The sequence below is a fragment of the Bradyrhizobium sp. i1.15.2 genome, from assembly GCF_040548425.1.
Taxonomy (GTDB): Bacteria; Pseudomonadota; Alphaproteobacteria; order Rhizobiales; family Xanthobacteraceae; genus Bradyrhizobium; species Bradyrhizobium canariense.
Map to the genome: position 1 here is coordinate 354,929 of NZ_JBEPRQ010000003.1, position 15,058 is coordinate 369,986.

16 protein-coding genes are annotated in these 15,058 nt (G+C 63.1%); 11 read left to right on the forward strand and 5 right to left on the reverse strand.

The window, feature by feature from the left end; all coding sequences use genetic code 11:
- Positions 1 to 16: 16 nt before the first annotated feature.
- Positions 17 to 496 carry a MarR family winged helix-turn-helix transcriptional regulator gene (locus ABIB80_RS09200; protein WP_007595922.1) on the reverse strand — a complete coding sequence of 160 codons (480 nt, stop codon included), beginning with the start codon at positions 494 to 496 and terminating at the stop codon, positions 17 to 19.
- Positions 497 to 1,002: 506 nt separating this feature from the next.
- On the opposite strand from ABIB80_RS09200, the gene ABIB80_RS09205 reads away from it, so the two are divergent.
- Positions 1,003 to 2,586 (forward strand): porin, encoded by a 1,584-nt coding sequence (locus tag ABIB80_RS09205; protein ID WP_007595920.1) that lies wholly within the window; start codon positions 1,003 to 1,005, stop codon positions 2,584 to 2,586.
- Between the two features lie 1,204 nt (positions 2,587 to 3,790).
- On the opposite strand, the gene ABIB80_RS09210 is transcribed toward ABIB80_RS09205, so the two are convergent.
- From ABIB80_RS09210 to ABIB80_RS09225, 4 genes are all read right to left on the reverse strand, one after another.
- Positions 3,791 to 4,426, reverse strand: a complete 636-nt coding sequence (locus tag ABIB80_RS09210) for a MarR family winged helix-turn-helix transcriptional regulator (RefSeq protein ID WP_007595918.1) — start codon at positions 4,424 to 4,426, stop codon at positions 3,791 to 3,793.
- An 840-nt stretch (positions 4,427 to 5,266) separates the two neighbouring features.
- Entirely contained in the window at positions 5,267 to 6,592 is a 1,326-nt protein-coding gene (gene fliI, locus ABIB80_RS09215) for a flagellar protein export ATPase FliI (protein WP_007595917.1), read from the reverse strand.
- A 36-nt stretch (positions 6,593 to 6,628) separates the two neighbouring features.
- Positions 6,629 to 7,357 (reverse strand): flagellar basal-body rod protein FlgF, encoded by a 729-nt coding sequence (flgF, locus tag ABIB80_RS09220; protein WP_007595915.1) that lies wholly within the window; start codon positions 7,355 to 7,357, stop codon positions 6,629 to 6,631.
- Positions 7,358 to 7,360: 3 nt separating this feature from the next.
- A complete protein-coding gene (locus tag ABIB80_RS09225) occupies positions 7,361 to 8,149 on the reverse strand; it encodes a DUF1217 domain-containing protein (protein WP_354127231.1) in 789 nt (262 codons plus the stop codon).
- Between the two features lie 142 nt (positions 8,150 to 8,291).
- On the opposite strand from ABIB80_RS09225, the gene motA reads away from it, so the two are divergent.
- The 10 genes from motA to flgG all read left to right on the forward strand — a co-directional run bounded on the left by motA (position 8,292) and on the right by flgG (position 15,050).
- The gene (gene motA / locus ABIB80_RS09230; protein ID WP_007595905.1) at positions 8,292 to 9,191 is read left to right on the forward strand and encodes a flagellar motor stator protein MotA; all 900 of its coding nucleotides are present in this window, start codon (positions 8,292 to 8,294) and stop codon (positions 9,189 to 9,191) included.
- Positions 9,188 to 10,126 carry a flagellar motor switch protein FliM gene (locus ABIB80_RS09235; RefSeq protein ID WP_007595903.1) on the forward strand — a complete coding sequence of 313 codons (939 nt, stop codon included), beginning with the start codon at positions 9,188 to 9,190 and terminating at the stop codon, positions 10,124 to 10,126. Before motA ends, ABIB80_RS09235 begins: the two co-directional genes overlap by 4 nt.
- Positions 10,107 to 10,421: a hypothetical protein gene (locus tag ABIB80_RS09240; protein WP_219681289.1), complete on the forward strand. Its 315-nt coding sequence runs from the start codon at positions 10,107 to 10,109 to the stop codon at positions 10,419 to 10,421. The genes ABIB80_RS09235 and ABIB80_RS09240 overlap by 20 nt, the downstream gene beginning before the upstream one ends.
- A 76-nt stretch (positions 10,422 to 10,497) precedes the next feature.
- Positions 10,498 to 10,878 (forward strand): flagellar motor switch protein FliN, encoded by a 381-nt coding sequence (gene fliN, locus ABIB80_RS09245; RefSeq protein ID WP_007595899.1) that lies wholly within the window; start codon positions 10,498 to 10,500, stop codon positions 10,876 to 10,878.
- Between the two features lie 2 nt (positions 10,879 to 10,880).
- Positions 10,881 to 11,921, forward strand: coding sequence for a flagellar motor switch protein FliG (locus ABIB80_RS09250; RefSeq protein WP_007595897.1), 1,041 nt, complete (start codon positions 10,881 to 10,883; stop codon positions 11,919 to 11,921).
- Positions 11,922 to 11,934: 13 nt separating this feature from the next.
- A complete protein-coding gene (gene flhB, locus ABIB80_RS09255; RefSeq protein ID WP_354127232.1) occupies positions 11,935 to 13,020 on the forward strand; it encodes a flagellar biosynthesis protein FlhB in 1,086 nt (361 codons plus the stop codon).
- An 85-nt stretch (positions 13,021 to 13,105) separates the two neighbouring features.
- A complete protein-coding gene (gene flgB, locus ABIB80_RS09260) occupies positions 13,106 to 13,486 on the forward strand; it encodes a flagellar basal body rod protein FlgB (RefSeq protein WP_007595895.1) in 381 nt (126 codons plus the stop codon).
- Between the two features lie 11 nt (positions 13,487 to 13,497).
- Positions 13,498 to 13,914, forward strand: coding sequence for a flagellar basal body rod protein FlgC (gene flgC, locus ABIB80_RS09265; RefSeq protein ID WP_007595894.1), 417 nt, complete (start codon positions 13,498 to 13,500; stop codon positions 13,912 to 13,914).
- 2 nt (positions 13,915 to 13,916) lie between these two features.
- The gene (gene fliE, locus ABIB80_RS09270) at positions 13,917 to 14,246 is read left to right on the forward strand and encodes a flagellar hook-basal body complex protein FliE (protein ID WP_007595893.1); all 330 of its coding nucleotides are present in this window, start codon (positions 13,917 to 13,919) and stop codon (positions 14,244 to 14,246) included.
- 15 nt (positions 14,247 to 14,261) lie between these two features.
- Positions 14,262 to 15,050: a flagellar basal-body rod protein FlgG gene (flgG, locus tag ABIB80_RS09275; protein ID WP_007595892.1), complete on the forward strand. Its 789-nt coding sequence runs from the start codon at positions 14,262 to 14,264 to the stop codon at positions 15,048 to 15,050.
- Positions 15,051 to 15,058: the final 8 nt, after the last annotated feature.

Genomic DNA, 15,058 nt, shown 5'->3' on the forward strand with positions numbered 1-15,058 from the left:
GTCTGAGGTCAGGGGGTCAGGAGGCGTCGATGGCCAGCAACCGTGCGGCCAACCGGGCATTCTTCGCAATCGTTGCGAGCGCGGCATTCAGATCGGCCAAGGTCTTCTCGTCGAGCTCGTTGAACATGGTCGAGTTCAAGGCGAGCTTTCTCTTGGACAGCTTTTCGATCTCCGAGGTCGCCTTTGCGGTGAGCGACATCAGGACGTAGCGTGCGTCGTCTGCTGCCGGCCGTCGCGATAGGAAGCCGCCCTTTTCGAGGGCCTTGGTCTGGTTGGTCACGAAGGCCGGGTGGACCCGCAGCTTGTTTGCGATGTCGATTCCGGCGACACCTCGCCCCTGGTCCAGTTCAGTGATTGCCATCAGGATCAGCCACTGCGGCTCGGTAATGCCCAGCAGTCCGGCCCAGCTGGTGTGGATGTCCTCCAGCTGGGAATGAATTTCAACGACGTTCCAGATAAAGTCCGTAATCGCCCTGTCGAGTTTCTTCTCGATCATGTGGCTCCCTCCCCATTTGTTCTATGAGCCATCTTTAATGGGATATCTTGGAAGCGTCTCGAAAATCGCGCGCCGACGACAGGGAGATACCGCGCAGCTGAAATCACAGGACAAATTATTGCTTGCAAAGAACAATTAATTTTATTATCGACTATCGTACTCTATTTCGCTGCTCTTGACCCGCTCGACGGACAGCGATGCGAGACCTCCAAGAAGCCCTCGGGATGCCCCCTGAGGGCTTTTCTTGTTTGGTTATATGGAATCTTCGCTACCAAAGCCGCCGCTGTTGCTCTTAAGCCACATCCCGGCCGGAACTGTCGATTCATCAAATCAATAAATTGAGGCAGTTGTTTTTATAAACTATATGTGAAGCCACGACGGAGGGGGGGCACCTCGCTGTCGTTTCAGTCCGGACCTTCGTGCGGATCTGAATTGATCGAAATTGAGAGGGTAAAGCGGCGTCCACCGAGGACCCGAGCCCCCTGAACCGACCTGGAGGTTTACTAATGAAGTTGACGAAGACACTCTTTCTCGGCTCGGCTGCCGGCCTGATGGCCGCCTCCGGGGCGTTCGCAGCCGATCTTCCCGTGAAGGCCAAGGCGGTCGAATACGTGAAGATCTGTTCGCTGTACGGCGCCGGCTTCTACTACATCCCGGGCACCGACACCTGCATCAAGCTCGGCGGCTACGTGCGCGCTGACGCGAACTTCAACACCAACTCGGACTTCAATCCGAACCAGGGCGGCACTGCCGGTGCTCGCAACCGCCTGATGAACTACTACACCTTCCGCGCTCGTGAAGACCTCAACATCGACACCCGCACAGCGACCGAATACGGCGTGGTCCGCACCTTCTTCGACGGCGTCTTCACCTGGACGAGCGGCAACTATACCCCGACCGGGTCGGCAACGGGCGCAACCCAGTACAGCGGTACGCTCGGTCTCAACGCTGCCGGCACCGGCCTCGTTGGTTCGAATGGTAGCGGCTCGGTCAACGGCACCGACGGCAACACCTCGGGTGGCGCACTCGGCGTGTACTACGCCTTCATTCAGTTCGCCGGCTTCACCATGGGTAAGGCCGTGTCGCAGTTCGACGCACCCTGGACCAACTATCCCGGCAACATCACCGACAACCTCGTCGGCGGCAGCGGCACGGTCACTGGTGTCAACCAGTTCACCTACACCGCCGACTTCGGTCAGGGCATCACGGCGTCGTTCTCGGCTGAAGACGTCTCGGCCTACTATCAGGCCGGAAACGTCAACATGACCGGCGCGACCGCGGGCGGCATGATCGGCGGCTCGTACGGCACCAACGCGATCGGCGGCACTCGTTCGCCGAACCTTGTTGGTACGGTCCGTGTCGACCAGGCCTGGGGCCTGTTCCAGGCGTCGGTGGCTGCGCATGACAACCACGTCGGTTATTACGGCGCGACCGAGCCGACCGGCCACCCCGACGACAAATGGGGTTGGGCGGTTCAGCTCGCTCTGTCGATCAAGAACATCCCGACCGGCGCGGGTGACACGATCAACATCCAGGGCGTCTACACCGACGGTGCGACCCGCTACAACTTCCAGAATCTGTCGGGCAGCAGCTACGCGCTGTACGGCAATTCGGGCATTGCTGGCTCTTACGGCAGCATCGGCTTCGCCAGCGCTCCCGATACGGTGTTCGTGACCGGCAGTTCGCAGGAAACCGTCAAGACCTGGGGTTTCCGCGGCGCTTACACCCACAACTGGGATCCATACTGGAACTCCTCGCTGTACGGTGCCTACGCACAGGCCCAGTTCGGCACGCTGGCCAAGACCACCCTCTGCGGCGCCGGCGGTGCTGGCGGCGTGTTCGGCGGCCTGGCCGGTGTGACGGGTTGTAACCCGGACTTCGCCATCGGCCAGCTCGGTGTCGTCACCCGCTGGACCCCGGTCAAGAACCTGACGTTCTCGGCTGACGTCTCCTGGACCCACCTCGACCAGAAGTACTCCGGTACGGTTGGCCTCGTCCCGAACGTTATTACCGCTAAGCCGGCCGCGGTTTACGAACTGAAGGACCAGGACTCGATCGCCATGATCCTCCGCGCTCAGCGCAACTGGTAAGATCTGTCGAAACACATGAACGAACACCCGGCGGGAAACCGCCGGGTGTTTTTTTTTGCGCAAAGCAGATGATGTAGGACGGCGAAGCCCCGGTGCCCGGATGGAGCGCAAGTGCGATCCGGGGCCGCTCGCGCGGTGTCTGGCACCTTCCCGGATTACGCTTGCGCTCCATCCGGGCTACGGGACCGCGCCTGTGTCGCTCCTCTGTCAATCGTTGGCCGCAAAAATATTCCACTTTACCGAAATTCGGTTTTGGCGTATGTGTCGCTCATCCCGGCTCATCCTTGAGGGGCGATCTTGTGGTCGTCACGTTCGCGAGCCGGGCTTGCGGTGGACGCGGCAGCGTTCGGGTACGAGTGGCTAAGGGCAGGGCGGATTGCTCTCCGTGAGCCCAAGGCTTCGTTCCGACGAGCGGCGCTGCTAGGCTTCGTCTCGTCTGTAAGTTTCCGGCTCCGTCGACAGGGCTGGAAAAACTGCGGCGAAATGGCGGGCCGTGCGTACGGCAAAACCGTGTGGTCCTGGCCGTCGTTGCTACGGTCAAGCCCTGGCGAATGCGGCATCTGCGTCAACCGGCGCGGTGCCGGTGAATTTCGCGAAGGCGAGGGAGGCCAAAGAGAACTCGGCTCCCGGGAGAGCACGGCATAAGCCGTCCAACCATCGCGCAGGGAAGGCCGAGTGATTGGCTACACCTGTATGCTGCTGTGCGGTTTCCTTGCGCTACATTTTCGCGCAGCGGACCGCGGGTGCCAGCCGGCACCCGGCCTTCCCTGCGCCCTCTTGGAAAAGAGGGTGGAGCTACCAGGCAAAGCTCGGGCGAAACGCGCCGCGAGGACGCGAAGCCGTGTCTGCGGCTACACACTCCCTGTCATCGCCCGGCTTGACCGGGCGATCAGTATTCCGAGACAGTTTATGACTGAACCGAGAAGCCGCGGCGCACTGGATTCCCCGCTTTCGTGGGAATGACAGTGGTGCTGGGAGGACGAAGCTGCCGCCTCATACGTCGTCATTGCGAGCGCAGCGAAGCAATCCAGTCTGCCGCCGCGGAGGGATTCTGGATTGCTTCCGCCTTCGCTAAAGCTTCGGCGGACACGTCGCTGCGCTCGCAATGACGGTTTGACGGAGTGTGCGCCACATTTCGTTCTCGCCAACGCTGCGCAATCTTCCGCAAGTAGCGCAGAATCCGCGCGCGGAAATAACGCGTGCCTTACCCTTGGTTCGCGACGCGCGCGCGGTCGAGGTGCTCCTCGATCTTGGGACGGTCGCGGGTGCGCTCGAAACTGGTGCAGAGCAGTTCGGTCTCCTCCAGCGAAACCGGCGCGCGATACAGCCGGCACATGAATTCGGCCGTTGCGCGTCCCTTGCCGGTACCCGGCCCGCGTTCGGCGAGAAACATGCAGTCTCGGCAGATGCTGGCATCGAGCCGCTGATGCGCCGCGTCGAGGTGATTGAGGATCTCGCGCAGCGAATCGCGCAGCCTGACGCACTCGTCGGGTCCGAGCGCGGTGACCGCGTTCAGCACGTGATTGATCGGATCGTGCTGGCTCAGGCACTTCTCGCCCTGCGCAGTGACGTGCAGCACGACAGAACGCTTGTCTTCGTGCGACGGCTTTCGCACCAGGAAGGATTTGCCCTCCAGCGTCTTCACGATCTGCGATGCAGTGGCCCTGGTGGCGCCGATGAAGCCGGCCAGCGCGGACGGCGTGCGCGAAAACCTGTTGGCGCGGCCGAGGAAGCGCAGCGCCATCCATTCTCGATCGCGCAACCCATGCTGATTGCCTTCGAAATACCAAGCCCTCGCCGCCTGAACCAGCAGCTCCACGGCTTCTCTTGCCAATGGCATGAATTCCTACCTTGCCCCGGGAAAAACGTTTGCGGCGCCCCGGAGCCGCCTTCGATCGTTGCGCACCAGCCGTTCGCGCGAAGCTGCAGCACCGGCAATGTCCGATACATGCACCGTGCTCTTCTCTCGCATGAAGGCACGGACTGCCCGGGGCCCGACCCGGACCGATGGGCATTGCAAGCTATGGCGCGGGAAGCGGTGTTGCTGATGGTATGCCATTCGCGGCGTCGTCGCACGGGAGCCCGAGTAGCCGTCGCCAGCAGACGATGGATCGGAGTAGTTCAACCGAAGCCCCTAAGGTTCAAGTCACACGCAGACGTTTCTTATCTTCGACGAAACGATGAATGAGCTTCTCAACAAAATCAAGTAGAGACCCTCTCGGAGACAGGATGTCGTCGCAGGCGAATGTAACGTTCAAGACAATCTCGCGCTTCGGGGACACATGATGGTGAACGCAATACGCTGTCCCACCAGCAACATGCACGCGACTATGCGACAGTTTTATTGCACGGCCCATTGTTGGCAGTCGTTGATGCAAGTTGATCGAAGCTTGTGCACGACGACGATGTGCCTCGGCATGTCATCCACAACTTGTGCGTTCTGCCAAGAATTGTCCGAGGGAACTCACAGGAAGTACACGCGGCGGTTGTCCGGGCCGGAGGATGGAGTCGCATTCGGCGCGGCTGCCTCACCCGAACGGTGGAGAAGATCACGGCCGAAACCGGAGACGGTCGCGCAGGCGCATGCGCTGTAAGCGTGGCGGCATGCGCAATCGCCTGTCGAAAACAACGAGCAAGGTGCGATCGCGGGCGCCTCGCGGCCGACCCAAGTTGAGACTTGCTAGTCGCCCTTGAGCATATCCCGCAGTTCGCGAAACGGATCGGCGCTTGGCGCAGCCGAGGCGTCCTGCCTCATCGCGCCGTAGATTCTCGGAACCATGTCGACCGCCTGATCGAGCCCCGAATCACGTCCCGTTTGGTATCCGCCCATCAGGCGAAGGTCGCGCGTGTCCTCGTATTTGGCGATCATGGCGCGCAGCTTGCTCACCAATTCGCGCTCTTCGGGATCCCAGACGTTATGGGCGAGGCGGGAGACCGAACCCAGAACGTCCACCGCCGGGTAGCGCGCCTGGTCGGCGATGTGCCTGGAGAGCACGATGTGTCCATCGAGTGTGCTGCGGATGGTATCGGCGATCGGCTCGTTGTGATCGTCGCCGTCCACCAGCACGGAGAAAATCCCGGTGATCGTCCCGGACCCCTCCTCGCCGGGGCCGGCGCGCTCCAGAAGGCGCGGCAGATCGGTGAAGACGGTGGGTGCGTAGCCGCGTGCGACCGCGGGCTCGCCGGCGGCGAGCGCAACTTCACGGGCTGCGTGGGCGAAGCGGGTGATCGAATCGACCATGAGCAGGACCGATTCGCCGCGGTCGCGGAAATATTCGGCGACCGCCATGGCCGTCTTCGGCGCCAGTCGTCGCATCATCGGGCTCTCGTCTCCCGTCGACACGATCGTGACGGCGCGGTGACGATCGGCGCCCAGCACGTCCTCGATGAACTCGCGCACCTCGCGGCCGCGCTCGCCGACCAGCGCCAGCACGACGGTGTCGAAGCCCTGACTGCGGGCGAGCATCGCAAGTAGCGTCGATTTACCGACGCCGGAACCGGCAAAGATGCCGACGCGCTGGCCGGCGCAGATCGGGGCGAACAGGTCGATGACGCGTACGCCGGTGCGCAGCGGCTTGTGGACCCGCGCGCGCTTCATGGCCGAAGGCGCCTCCGCCTCGGCCGAGACCGGACGCGACCCGGGGGTGAGAGGGCCCTGTCCGTCCAGCGGCGCTCCGAGCGCGTTGATGACGCGGCCCTTCCAGCTCGGATCTGGCGCGAAGGACAACGGGGGCATCCGGTAGGCGACCGAGCCGAGGCCGCCGGCGAACTGCCGGTCGAACGGCTTGGCGATGATGCCTTCGCTGTCGATCCGCACCACCTCGCCGATCTGGGGCTTGCCGCCGGAGTTGACGCCGATCAGCTCGCCGAGCCTGACGAAGCGCGACAGGCCGGAGACGCGGAAATGTGTCGACGCGATCTCGGAGATCGCGCCGCTGACGCTTGCCAGGGGAGTGCTCTGCTGAAGCTCCAGCAGCGCCCACTCAAGTTGCCGAAGAGCGTTCAAGGAAACCGTCCAACCTCATTGCGCGCGGAGCGCAGTCTATTTGCCGGGTTCGCCCAGCGTCCGGATTGCGTTCTGGAGCGAGCTCTCGGTGCCCTCGATCATCGAATTGGTGCCGTCGAAGGCGCGCGAGGCCGCGATCAGCTTCGTCAATTCCATCATCGGATTGGCGCCGGAGCCCTCGACATAGCCCTGCTTGAAGCCGTCGCGGGAGAAGTCGGCGATGGCTGTCGCAGGCCGGTTGGGCGTGACGCCCGAATTGCCGTAGCGGTCGAGATTGGCGTCGGCGGGAATGTTGAACAGGCCGATGGTGCCGATTTCGTTGTTGTCCTGGGTGATCGCGCCGCTGCGCGCGATCGAGACCGGTCCGCCGTTCGGATCGAGGGTGATCTGCGCGCCGCCGGAATCGATGACCGGGAAGCCGGACACGGTCTGAAGGTCGCCGTTGGCGGCGATCTGGAGGCGGCCGTCGCGCGTATAGACCGTGCCGTTCGGACCGGCGAAGGCGATCCAGCCCTGTCCGACCACGGCGACGTCGAGCGGGTTGCCGCTCTCGGTGATGCTGCCCATCTCGCGCGAGATGATGTTGTCGCCGGGCGAGGAAAAGGCGACCGGGTTCGCGCCCGCCTTGGACAGCACCGTCTCGAACTTCACCACGTCGGTGCGGAACGCCGCCGTGTTGACGTTGGCGACGTTGTTGGCGATCGTCTGGAGGCGCTTTTCGAGGGCGACCTGCGCCGACAATCCTACATAGAGGGCCGATTGCATGACTTACCTGTTGAACTTGATGTTCTGAAGTGTCGTGAGCACGTTGCTATCCATGCTGATCAACGGTGCGGCGCCGCCGATCAGGACCAGCGCCGGGTTGGTCGAGGTGTCGCTCTGGGCCTGGGTCGCATCCCACATCGCCGCGAAGCGCTGCACGAATTTGGTGACCTTGGCCGGGTCCTGGAAATCGGTGAGCTTGATCTTGCTGGTGATCATCTTGGCCTGGGCATCGATATCAGCCGAACTGATCGTCGACGGCAGCCCGAGCGCCGTCTGGACCACCTGCGTCATCGCCTTGTCCGCGAGGATCTGGTAGGAATTGGTGATCGTGGAGGCCTTGCGCGTGAAATAGAGCGCCAGCCGCAGGCCCTCGTTCTGGTCGCCCGCCTTCTCCTCCATCGTCTGCGTGACGTATTGGGTCGCGGTGCCGGTCGTGGCCGCGGCGGTTTGTGTCGCCTTGTCGCCAAGGGCGGCGAAATTGAACGCGGCGGCGAATTGCCGGTAGCGGGTGTCGGTCAGCTTGTTGGCGAAGGTCTTGTTATCGGCGATACCCTCGGTCAGCACCTTGCGCATGAACGCCTTGGCGTAGGTCATGTCGCTGAGGCCATATGCCTTCATCGCGTAGGAATAGAGGCGATAGTCCTTCAGGAAGTCGTCGATGGTCTTCACGTTGCCGATGTGGCTGAGGAAGTAATCGGTATCGCGGCTGACATCCGGCTGCGTCGCGACCTGTGTCAGCGACTTGCCCATGTCCTTGGTCAGTCTGGTGTAGTCCGCGATGGTGGATAGCATGACCCGCGCCCCTCTGGCCGCTCTCGCGACGTCGTCCCAAGCTGCCGTGAATCGCTTGCGCGAGGCTGGCGAGGGGGAAGCCAGCCTCGCGCAAGGCTCGCCGACTAGATATTCTCGATGGGATCGGTGATGGAGCGGCGCGTTGGGCAGTTTCGTGGGGATCGTCATCACGGTAGCGGCACTGCTGGGCGGATTCGCCGCCATGGGCGGGCATCTGGGCGTGCTCATGCAGCCGTGGGAGTTCGTGATCATCATGGGCACCGCGGCCGGCACCTTCATCATGGCCAATCCCTGGAAGACGGTCGCGGATACCGGGCTTGCCTGCGTGCAGGCAGTGACGGGGGCGGTGCCCGGCCAGCGCTACTATCTCGATCTGCTCGGCGCGCTGCACGCGCTGATGCGGGAGCTGCGGGGCAAGGGCCGCAACGAGGTCGAGGCGCATATCGACGATCCCGCGTCCTCCGAGATCTTCAAGGCGTTCCCGAGCGTGCTCGGAGATCCGTCGCTGCTCCAGTTTATCTGCGATTACGTCCGTCTCATCATCATGGGTAATGCGCGAACGCACGAGATCGAAGCGCTGATGGACGAGGAGATCCACACCATCGTGAAGAGCAAGCTGGCGCCCTATCACGCGCTGGTGGTGGTCTCGGAAGCTCTGCCTGCGCTCGGCATCGTCGCCGCGGTGCTCGGCGTCATCAAGGCCATGGGCGCACTCGACCAGTCGCCGAAGCTGCTGGGCGGCTTCATCGGCGCCGCCCTCGTCGGCACTTTCGCCGGCATTTTCCTGTCCTACGGCATCATTTCGCCCTTCGCGATGAAGGTGAAGATGACGCGCGAAAAGCGTTGCCGGCCCTACATCATCGTCAAGCAGACGCTGCTGGCGTTCATGAACGGCGCCATGCCGCAGATCGCCGTCGAGCACGGCCGCAAGATGATCGCGAGCCCCGAGCGGCCCTCGATCGACGTCGTCGAGAACGAGACGATCGCGGGGCCCAAGCCGGTCGTGACCGAGGTTGAACCGAAGGCTGCGCGCGCATCATGATGGAAGCCCTCGACGTCGATCAGCGCAAGCCGCTGCCGAACTATCTGCTGGACGCCGCCGGCATCTCGATCGAGCGCATGCCGATGCTCAATGTGATCTTCGATCGCATGGCGGCATCGTGCACGGACAGCCTGCAGCCGATGGCTGGAACGCCATGCTATTTCTCGGTCAACGGCATCACCAACGACCGTGTCGGCGACATCGTCAAGGACTACGAGGCCAACGCGGTTGCGGCCGTGCTCTATGCCGAGCAGTGGGACTCCCGCATCATCATCATGCTCGACCGCGACTTCGTGTTCACGATGGTCGAGGCGATGTTCGGCTCCGATGGCGCCGAACCGCCGCTCGACGTCGAGCGCAGCTTCTCGAACATCGAGATCCGCCTGGTCCAGGCGCTGTTCGAGCGGTTCGCCAAGGCGCTGCAATCCGCTTTCGCCGGCACCTCCAACGTCACCTTCCGCGTCGAGCGGGTCGAGACCGCCATGGCGTCGCTGGCGATCGGGCGCAGCGGCAACATGTCGATCTGCGCGAACATCATGCTGCAGGCGCTCTACCGCGGCGGTCAGATGTTCCTCATCATTCCGCACTCCGCGCTCAACCCGCTCAGGCAGAAGCTTGCGACCGTCGTCGTCAGCGACGGCCGCGCGGCCGATCCGCGCTGGCGCGAGCAGATGGAGACCGAGGTTCACCGCACCGAGGTGACGCTGAGTGCCGTGCTGGACGAGAAGATGATTTCGCTCGGCGACGTCGTGAAGTTCCAGGTCGGGCAGGTGCTCGAGCTCGAAGCCACGCCGCGCACGCTGGCCCGGCTCGAGAGCAACAACCAGGTGCTGTTCTGGTGTCAGATCGGCCAGCTTGATGGCTATTACGCCATGCAGGTGGCAGATCCCGTCGATCAGAAACGGGAGTTCGTCGATGATATCCTATCTCGTTGATGCCGTGCTGCTGATCGCGCTCGCCTTCACCAGCATGCGGGTGACCCGGATGCATCGTGAGCTGGCGCGGCTGCGCAGCTACCAGGGCGAGTTCTCGACCATCGTCCAGGAGACGGCGGGCACCTTCGACACGGTCATCACCGCGGCGCATGATTCTACCGCAAATCTCGGGCGGCTCGCCAACGTGCTGAGCACGAAGATCGATCAGGCCCACGAGGCGATCGCGGCGCTCGATGCGAGGAGTGGGCTCGGATCCGCGGCGACCGCGGGCGGCGCCGACGTGAACAAGCATTGAAGCCGAAACCGGCGGAATAAATACGGTCGGAACGTCGCGGCGCTCCGGGAGTGGAAATACCAAGAGGCGATACCAGATGGCGCAATCCTTCGATTATGAGTCAGCATCGGCGTCCGACGAGGGGCATACCGAGACATCTCCGCTGGAGCGGCTGGCGGAGATCGCCGCGCGCACTGCGGAGGAGACCGGCAAGTTCGCCAATGTCGATGCCATTCTGCGCATTCCCGTGACCATGCAGGTGGTGCTGGGATCGGCCACCATTCCGGTGGCAAACCTGATGAAGCTCGGCCGCGGCGCGGTGGTTCCGCTCGACCATCGGGTCGGCGAACCCGTCGACGTCGTCGTCAACGGCCGCGTCGTCGCCCGCGGCGAGGTGGTCGTGGTCGAAGAAGACAATTCCCGCTTCGGCGTCTCGCTCACCGAAATTGTCGGGCCGTTGGGACAGGGTGATACCTGACCATGGCGGCACAGGTCGGCATGGCTCCCATCAAGCAGCGAGGCGTTGCCACGCTGGGCGGGACGGAGAAGGTCGCGGCACTCCTGCTCGCCATGGGCCGGCAGGCGGCCGCGAGCGTGCTCGCGCAGTTCGAGCCGCAGGATATCCGCACCGTTACAAAGGCCGCGGCCGAGCTGCGGCCGATCACGGCGCAGGAACTCGAAGCGATCGTCGAGGAGTTCGCCCAGCAATTCTCGATGGGCGCCAACATTCTCGGCACCCTCGGCGGCCTGGAAGCCGTGCTCGGCGACGTGCTTCCGGCCGACCAGGTCTCGGCCATCATGTCGGACCTGCTCGGCAATTCGAGCCGGTCCGTGTGGGACCGCGTCTCGTCGGTGTCGGAAAACTCACTGGCAAGCTACCTGTCCAAGGAGCATCCGCAGACCGCGGCGCTCATCCTGTCCAAGGTCAAGCCGTCCTGCGCCGCCAAGGTCATGAGCCAGCTGCCGTCGAGCCTGCGCAACGAGCTGATGCGGCGCGTGCTCAGCCTCAAGCCGATCGTCGACGACGCCCTGAGGGTCCTCGAGAAGACGCTGCATGAGGATTTGACGCTGAACTTCGCCCGCAACCTCGGCGCGGACACTTATGCCCGCGTCGCCGACATCATCAACAAGATGGAGCGCGGACACATCGAGGACATGCTCAAGAGCCTGTCGGAGAAGCGGCCGAAGTCGGCCGAAGTGCTGAAGGAGCTGCTCTTCACCTTCGACGACGTGACCAACCTGACGCCGAAGGCGCGCACCATGATCTTCGACCAGGTGCCGACCGATCGCATCGTCATCGCGCTGAAGGGCACCGACAAGCACTTCCGCGAGATGATCCTGTCCTCGGTCGCCTCGCGCGTCCGCCGGGTTGTCGAGCACGAACTCGCCATTGGCGAACCGTCGAACCAGCGCGACGTGCTGGAGGCGCGGCGCGTGATCACCGACCTCGCGCTCGACCTCGCAGAAAAGGGCGAAATCGAGCTCAACCCCGAGCAGGAGGATGAGCTGGTCTTCCGCTGACCGCTGAACCGGCATGGCAGAAACAACCGATCAGGAGAGCAAGACAGAAGAGCCGACCGAGAAGAAAGTCCGCGATGCGCTCGAACAGGGCAAAATCCCGGTCTCTCGGGAGGCTTCCATCTTCGCGTCGATGGCGGCTCTGATGGTGATCCAGATGTTTCTGATCGGTCAGGGCGTGCAGCAATTGACGCCGATGCTGACGGGCTTTCTCGACGATCCCGACGGCTTCCCTCTCAGCACCGGGGCCGACGCCCTCAATCTTCTCACCGTGGTAGGCCTTCAGGCATTGCGATTCCTGGTGCCGCTAGTTGTCACTCTGTCGGCGTTCGGGCTGGCAGCCTCGCTGTTGCAAAATGCTCCCAGCCTGGTGCTCCAGCGCATCACGCCGGACCTTTCGCGAATCTCGCCGCTCAGCGGCTGGAGCCGGCTGTTTGGATCGCAGGGCCTTGTCGAGTTCGCCAAGTCGCTGTTCAAGCTCGCCGCGGTGACTATCGTCGTCGTGTTCGTTCTGCGCTCGTCGGAAGCGAAGGCGTTCGAGGCGATGTACACTGATCCGGTCGCGCTGCCGGAGATGATTCTCAATATCGCCATGCGAATCGTCTCGGCGATCTGCATCGCGACCATCGTCCTGGTCGCGGTCGATCTCGCCTGGGCGCGCTTCCACTGGCGGCGCGAGCTGCGCATGACGCGGCAGGAGATCAAGGACGAGCACAAGCAGGCCGAAGGCGATCCGCTGATCAAGGCGCGCCTGCGCTCGCTGGCGCGCGACCGCTCGCGCCAGCGCATGATCGCCTCCGCATCGCGCGCGACGTTGGTGATCGCGAACCCGACGCACTTCGCGATCGCGCTGCGCTACAATCGCGAAGAAAATCCGGCCCCGATCGTCGTGGCGAAGGGCATGGACGTGATTGCGCTGAAGATCCGCGAAGTCGCCGAGCAGAACCGAATTCCGGTGATCGAGAACAAGGCGCTGGCGCGCGCGCTCTACGAGGCGGTTCAGGTCGACCAGGTGATTCCGGCGGAGTTCTTCCGGCCGGTCGCCGAGATCATCTACTTCCTGCAGTCCAAGCAGACGCCGCGGTCCGAGAAGGTCCAGTAGAATTCCGAGGACGGCGTCTGTTCCATCAGCCTGACGAAAGCTTGCGACCCTAAGGTTACGCCGTCTGAACCAGAATGGTGCTGCCGTGGGACCGCTCTATCTCTTCGAACTCGCATCGTCGCAGGCGCGATACCTCGAGCTCCGCCAATCGACGATCGCCACCAACGTCGCCAACGCCAACACGCCGGGCTTCAAGGCGCGCGACGTCGAACCCTTCAACAAGGTGCTCGACGGCATGCCAGTGAGACTGGCGACCACGTCGCCGTCGCACCTGCAGCTCTCCCCAGGCGAGAGCGACACGCGGGCGACCGCGAAGAAGGACAGCTGGGACGTGGTTCACTCCGGCAATTCCGTCAGTCTCGAGCAGGAAATGATCAAGGGCAGCGACGTCAGTCGCGACTACTCGATGAACTCGGCTATCGTGCGGTCGTTTCACCGCATGCTGCTGTCGAGCGCGAAGACCTGAGGTGAACTGACATGCTGGACTCACTGCAATCCTCGTTGACGGTCGCGAGCTCCGGGCTCGAAGCGCAGTCGACGCGCATGCGCATCGTCTCGGAGAACCTCGCCAACGCGACGTCGACGGGGCGTGCCGCCGGCGCCGATCCCTATCAACGCAAGACGATCACCTTCGATGCAGCGATGGACCGCGCCTCGGGCGCGCAGCTGGCGAAGGTCAAGGAAATCGGCGTCGACACCACGCCGTACCGCGTGGAGTACGAGCCGGGGCATCCCGCTGCCGACAAGGCCGGCTACGTCAAGCTGCCGAACGTCAACATGATGATCGAGATGGCGGACATGCGGGAAGTCAACCGCTCCTATGAAGCCAATCTCCAGGTCGTGAAACAGGTGAGGTCGATGCTGGGCATGACCATCGACCTGCTGAGGAGCTGACAATGCTTGAAGCAATTTCATCCACGGCGATCTCAACTGCGCAGGCGGCGAGCCGCGCGACCGAGGCGCAGGCCATCTCGCCGGCGGCCACGCCCGCGATCCAGTCCGGCGGCGACGTCGGATTCGAATCGGTCATGAAGCAGGTGACGACGGACGCGATCGGGACGCTGAAGGCGGGCGAGGCTGCCTCGATCTCGGCGATGCAGGGCAAGGAATCGACGCGGCGCGTCGTGGAGGCGCTGATGTCGGCCGAGCAGGCCTTGCAGACGGCGGTCGCAGTTCGCGACAAGGTCGTGCAGGCCTATCAAGAAGTCGTTCGGATGTCGATCTGATCAAGGAGTGACGCTGTGAAATCGCTTGCTATCGCGGCCACGGGCATGAACGCCCAACAGACCAACATCGAAGTCATCGCGAACAACATCGCCAACATCAACTCGACGTCGTACAAGCGGGCGCGTGCCGAGTTCACCGATCTGTTCTACCAGATGGACCGCATGCAGGGCGTTGCCAACACCAGCGGCTCCTCGCCGATTCCGGAAGGCGCCAATCTCGGCCTCGGCGTCAAATCGGCGGCGATCCGCAAGCTGCACATCCAGGGCGCGCTCACGCAGACAGGCAATCCCTACGACATGGCGATCAACGGCCGCGGCTGGTTTCAGGTGCTCGGCCCGAACAACGAGGTGCAGTATACCCGTGCCGGCTCGTTTAACACCAATGCCAACAGCCAGCTCGTCACGACCGACGGCTATCTGCTGGATCCCGCCATCACGGTGCCGCAGGGAACGGTCCAGGTCACGGTCAACCAGACCGGACAGGTGTTTGCCAAGCTGGATACGGAAGTGAACCCGAGGCAGATCGGCCAGCTCAACCTCGCCAATTTCGCCAACGAGGCCGGCCTCGAACCGCTGGGCAGCAATCTCTATCGCGAAACCACGGCGTCCGGCACGCCGGTCGTCGGGCTGCCCGGCGATTCCGGCTACGGCAAGATCAACCAGCAATATCTCGAAGCCTCGAACGTCGACCCGGTCAAGGAAATCACCGAGTTGATCTCTGCCCAGCGTGCCTACGAAATGAATGCCAAGGTCATCCAGGCCTCGGATGAAATGGCCCAGACGGTCTCGAAGGGCATGCGCTAGTTCCGGTG

Bases quoted from the DNA above. Each gene is read 5' to 3' on its own strand.
- ABIB80_RS09200 (WP_007595922.1), bottom strand. From the start codon at position 496: ATGATCGAGAAGAAACTCGACAGGGCGATTACGGACTTTATCTGGAAC.
- ABIB80_RS09205 (WP_007595920.1), top strand. From the start codon at position 1,003: ATGAAGTTGACGAAGACACTCTTTCTCGGCTCGGCTGCCGGCCTGATG.
- ABIB80_RS09210 (WP_007595918.1), bottom strand. From the start codon at position 4,426: ATGCCATTGGCAAGAGAAGCCGTGGAGCTGCTGGTTCAGGCGGCGAGG.
- flgF (WP_007595915.1), bottom strand. From the start codon at position 7,357: ATGCAATCGGCCCTCTATGTAGGATTGTCGGCGCAGGTCGCCCTCGAA.
- ABIB80_RS09225 (WP_354127231.1), bottom strand. From the start codon at position 8,149: ATGCTATCCACCATCGCGGACTACACCAGACTGACCAAGGACATGGGC.
- ABIB80_RS09235 (WP_007595903.1), top strand. From the start codon at position 9,188: ATGATGGAAGCCCTCGACGTCGATCAGCGCAAGCCGCTGCCGAACTAT.
- ABIB80_RS09240 (WP_219681289.1), top strand. From the start codon at position 10,107: ATGATATCCTATCTCGTTGATGCCGTGCTGCTGATCGCGCTCGCCTTC.
- fliN (WP_007595899.1), top strand. From the start codon at position 10,498: ATGGCGCAATCCTTCGATTATGAGTCAGCATCGGCGTCCGACGAGGGG.
- ABIB80_RS09250 (WP_007595897.1), top strand. From the start codon at position 10,881: ATGGCGGCACAGGTCGGCATGGCTCCCATCAAGCAGCGAGGCGTTGCC.
- flhB (WP_354127232.1), top strand. From the start codon at position 11,935: ATGGCAGAAACAACCGATCAGGAGAGCAAGACAGAAGAGCCGACCGAG.
- flgC (WP_007595894.1), top strand. From the start codon at position 13,498: ATGCTGGACTCACTGCAATCCTCGTTGACGGTCGCGAGCTCCGGGCTC.
- fliE (WP_007595893.1), top strand. From the start codon at position 13,917: ATGCTTGAAGCAATTTCATCCACGGCGATCTCAACTGCGCAGGCGGCG.